The following is a 4,035-nucleotide window of genomic DNA, read 5'->3' on the forward strand; positions in this document are numbered from 1 at the left end:
AAAAAAGGTATGCCAGAAAAGGCACTGTGATTTTAGCTCCTATGGCCCATATATGAATAAGAGAAGACAGGTACTATCCTGTCTTTTTTTATTGCCCAATTTAACACGATTCCCATTATTGAAATCACTTTAGAAAAAAGTAATGCTTGTCGGTGGGTTGCGAAGGCACGGTATTCAACGATGAACTTATTCAGTATATTGGAAGCCGGATCGAACACCACGGGTTGTAACGCACATAGTTTACTTCTCTTGTCAAATAGCTTAATTCATACAGTAAAAATTATTCGCTGAAAAGCCACCAGACTCTCTGATCTATAAGATCTTTCTCACTGATGAATTCCTTGCTTACATCCCCGGGCAAAGCAAATAATATGCGCGATCGTTTTGCAAGGACAAGGCTGACCATTTTGTTTTTTTTGTTTAAAAACTGAACTTCGAAGCATTCAACAAGATTGCTGTGCTTGCTATCGAATACTGAAGTGGGCTGGCCGTTCTTGGGATATTTATTGATAATGTCGCCTATGTTCAACGCAGATGTCTGTAAAAAACTATCGATTTTAGTGTTCATATAATTTAGCTACCTGCGTTGATCCGGCTTCCTTCTCTGGGCAATCCGATATCCACCAGGTATTTTCGGAGATAAGGTCATGATAATTGATACGAACCCGCTCCTCATCACTGGGCCACGTAAACATTTCCTGTGGTTTATTTGACTGTATAAGGCTTAGGCGCTGTTTTTTATGATCAACGGTCCTGATTTCGTATATGTCGATTTCTATTTCCCTGCTGTTCCCAAATATTGGTTCAGGAATATACTTTATTGGGAACTTCTCTAAAATATCACCTTCTTTCAAAAGTTTGAACTGCTCCATATCAACCAATTTTATTCGCATGGCTTTATTTTTATAACTTTTCTTGCATTAGGGCATTCACATCTAATAGCTATTTTATCAACCTTACTTTTGACACGCTGATAGACTGGCCTATAAATATCGAGCGGTCCAAATATTTAATGGCATTCTCACCGTCGATGGTTTCATCCATCGTTACAAGGCATTGATGATGCAACCTGTCCAGAAAAAAGATAGATTTTACAAACCCGAATTCGGAAAAAAGGTTTTTCAAATGCTCTATGCTTGCCAATGCACTGATATTGCTAACGGAAATTTTCATGCTTTAACGATAATTATTAAAATGAATACAAGTGCGGATATACAAACGTTAGGTTCATTAGTCATCAATCATCAAGATCATATCATTCAGGGCAGGCAAATATCACTTATAACTCATACGCTTTTTTACTGAAGATATATTCACCATCATTTCTGGGATCTGCCGATGGCTTCATCAGCCCACGTTTTGCATAGCTTGCCATCGTGGCATTAATTTCCCTTGCACTATAACCGGCTTTAAACAAACCTGCTCTCAAGGCAGAAAGGTTAAATAACTTCTCGTCACCGGGTTGCCTATTTTCATTACCTTTATTTAGTATAGCGCTAATGTCAGATTTAATTTCACTAATCACTACGTTTCGTTTCTGCATAGGAGGGATTTAACGGCATGGCCATAGGATTTATAGGCGATTTGCGATTACGACTGTGAAAGCCATAATGTTTATCGTTCCTGGCCTTGTAAGGCTTTCTGAATCTCTTCATGGAATTGGGGTTGCAATTCAAAGACCCATTCTGGTAATTTTTTTTGTTGTGCCCTGATTCCCCATTTGCCGTCAACCATGTCAAGGTCAAATTTCTTCACTTCGACATCACTATTGATATGGACATTATAGGATAGGACATCTTTCGATTTTACCGGTACGAAATAAAATTTCTTTTCAGTTGTTGCATTTAATCTGAAGGAACGCGAAAATGTATTTTGCATTTTTATATTTTTTTACAATGTAAAGCTATACCTATTAATTGGCATTAAATTTTATTTCATTCGATTTAGGCTCACAGGCAAGCCCACTATGGCTATAAATATTCTAGGGACACAATATATATCGCAAGGCTCTTGAATGGTCTTGCTTACAGAGCAGTTTTCTATTACCAAGTTCTTTATAAATCCAATATCGTGATAAGGGTGTGCCCAGTCAGTCAAGATATAATTTTCAATGCCCAGTGAACGATTAACTGTAAATAAAGCACACCTTGTCAACGAAGGGTTATGGTGGATTAACTAAAAGCCAATTTAATGACTATGCAAATTTTGGTGAAATTCTTTGTTTGGTTGGTAATTCCGATGGGCCTGACCAGAAGGTTCCGTAATTTGTTGACCATAAACAGTATTGATAGTCAATGCTTTTCTTGATCACTAACTGCCGGAATGACATGGTCAAGGCCTCCGGAATATCCAGCTCAGTTTCCCATTTCGCTTAAAAATGATTCATGTCTTTTCATTGGTTAGTGTTTGGTGCTTATAGGAAGATCCCTGCTCATAAAGAGTAGTAAATTTTCCTTTTTACTTAGCCATTAACGACCAGCAGTGCGCCCGCCGATGTGCAGGTCAGCACCCAGTACCTGGACGGCTTTGCCCAGGGCATGCAGACCGTGGTGCATAACTTTACCCCCGGCAAAAGCCTGGTGAGCCCGGCCGACAGCCGCTTCCGGGTGACCCCTGTGGGCTACCTGCCCTACAGCGCCGCCGGCTTCGGCTTCCGGGCGGGCGCTTTTACGGAGCAACAAAACTATTACAATAACCTTTATCCCGGCGAAGGCAGCACCGCCTACAGCTATACCGAAAATACTTCTACTGCAAGTAAGCGTACCGAAACAAGCTACGCTCCCGGCAAAAGCCAGGTAGGGCAGCTGCGGGGTACCGAGAAGCAACGCATTACCAACAGCGCCGGCGAAGTGCGGCGCTGGAGCCTGGATGCCAATGGGCTTCCGGTGAGCAGCGGCTACTACAGCGCCGGCCGGCTCTTTGGTGAGCTGACCCGCATCCCCGGTGAAACCAGCAACAGTATTGTTCCCTATTCCAAGACATTTAAGGACCGCGAAGGCCGCGTGGTGCTGCAGCAGGCTACCGATACCATTGGTGTGATCAATACAGCGCCCTATACCCTGGGCGGCATCCTGAACAAGACCTATTATATCTACGATGCTATGGGTAAGCTCCGTTATATCCTTCCGCCGGCCGTAGCCGATGCAGCATACAACAATGGCAGCATCAGCCAAACTGTGCTGGATCAATTTTGCTTCCAATACCGTTATGATGAAAAAGGCCGCAAGGTAGAGCAGAAAGTACCCGGCAAAGGCTGGGAGTATTTTGTGTATGATAAAAGAGGCCGGCTGTTGCTTTACCAGGATAGCAGTCTGCGGACTTCCTATAAATGGACCATTACGCTGTATGATCCCCTGGACCGGCCCACAATGACCGGCATATTAGGGACTTCAGCCAACCGTCAGCAGCTGGTGACCGTGATCAATGATACCACTGTTTTTCAGTCCAATAGCTATTTTTACTATGCCAAGCGTTACGACCTGTGGAGGGCTTACCCCTCTGCCCTGGTTGGTTGCGATATTCTCAGCTATACCTATTATGATGACTATAAAGATGCCGATCCCAACGGTGACCTCTGGAATACCTGGGCCAGCTACAAGCTGCAGAGCGGCGAATTACAGTATCCCAACAGCGGCGCGGAAACCCCGCAGCGCACGCTTAAAAACCTGAATGCCCCTACCGGCGGTAAGGTTAAAGTGCTGGCTTCCCCCGGCTCCTCGAATATTGCCGCCTGGCGCAGGACCGCGCTTTTCTACGACGATAAAGGCAAGCTTATCTACAGCGCAAGCCAGGACCTGGACGGGAATAACAATGTAATACATGCCTCTTATAGTAGTAGCCAGTACGGCTTCAGTGGCCAGGTGCTTGCAGGCAAGCAGGTACTGGTCAACAATAAAAGTACCGATGGCTATACACAGCATACCGAGCTGAACAAAAATGAATATGAAGCCACCACCGGCCTCCTGGGCAAGACCTGGCGCAAGGTAGACAATGCCGCCTCCTGGCTGCTTACCGGCAGCTATACTTATGACGACC

Annotated in this window: 6 protein-coding genes; 1 reads left to right on the plus strand and 5 read right to left on the minus strand. The window is 44.3% G+C overall.

The annotated features are described in order from the left end of the window. Positions 1 to 280: 280 nt before the first annotated feature. From DZC79_RS20880 to DZC79_RS20900, 5 genes are all read right to left on the minus strand, one after another. The gene (locus DZC79_RS20880) at positions 281 to 568 is read right to left on the minus strand and encodes a hypothetical protein (protein ID WP_118953560.1); all 288 of its coding nucleotides are present in this window, start codon (positions 566 to 568) and stop codon (positions 281 to 283) included. Continuing rightward, positions 558 to 872 (minus strand): hypothetical protein, encoded by a 315-nt coding sequence (locus DZC79_RS20885; protein WP_157977327.1) that lies wholly within the window; start codon positions 870 to 872, stop codon positions 558 to 560. The genes DZC79_RS20880 and DZC79_RS20885 overlap by 11 nt, the downstream gene beginning before the upstream one ends. A 70-nt stretch (positions 873 to 942) precedes the next feature. Beyond that, entirely contained in the window at positions 943 to 1,173 is a 231-nt protein-coding gene (locus DZC79_RS21945; protein ID WP_118953562.1) for an RNA-binding protein, read from the minus strand. Positions 1,174 to 1,279: 106 nt separating this feature from the next. After that, complete coding sequence (locus tag DZC79_RS20895) at positions 1,280 to 1,543, minus strand: hypothetical protein (RefSeq protein ID WP_118953563.1); 264 nt, start codon at positions 1,541 to 1,543, stop codon at positions 1,280 to 1,282. A 71-nt stretch (positions 1,544 to 1,614) separates the two neighbouring features. After that, on the minus strand, positions 1,615 to 1,878 hold the full coding sequence (locus DZC79_RS20900; RefSeq protein WP_118953564.1) for a hypothetical protein: 264 nt from the start codon (positions 1,876 to 1,878) through the stop codon (positions 1,615 to 1,617). Positions 1,879 to 2,495: 617 nt separating this feature from the next. Between DZC79_RS20900 and DZC79_RS20905 the strand changes: the two genes are divergently transcribed. After that, positions 2,496 to 4,035 (plus strand): DUF6443 domain-containing protein (locus DZC79_RS20905; protein WP_198666983.1); only part of this gene is annotated, 1,540 nt, incomplete at its 3' end.

It is taken from the genome of Taibaiella helva, assembly GCF_003545695.1.
In the GTDB taxonomy this organism is placed as follows: Bacteria; Bacteroidota; Bacteroidia; order Chitinophagales; family Chitinophagaceae; genus Taibaiella; species Taibaiella helva.

Excerpts from the sequence above, each read along its gene's own strand:
- DZC79_RS21945 (WP_118953562.1), bottom strand. The coding sequence starts at position 1,173 with ATGAAAATTTCCGTTAGCAATATCAGTGCATTGGCAAGCATAGAGCAT.
- DZC79_RS20900 (WP_118953564.1), bottom strand. The coding sequence starts at position 1,878 with ATGCAAAATACATTTTCGCGTTCCTTCAGATTAAATGCAACAACTGAA.
- DZC79_RS20885 (WP_157977327.1), bottom strand. The coding sequence starts at position 872 with ATGGAGCAGTTCAAACTTTTGAAAGAAGGTGATATTTTAGAGAAGTTC.
- DZC79_RS20895 (WP_118953563.1), bottom strand. The coding sequence starts at position 1,543 with ATGCAGAAACGAAACGTAGTGATTAGTGAAATTAAATCTGACATTAGC.
- DZC79_RS20880 (WP_118953560.1), bottom strand. The coding sequence starts at position 568 with ATGAACACTAAAATCGATAGTTTTTTACAGACATCTGCGTTGAACATA.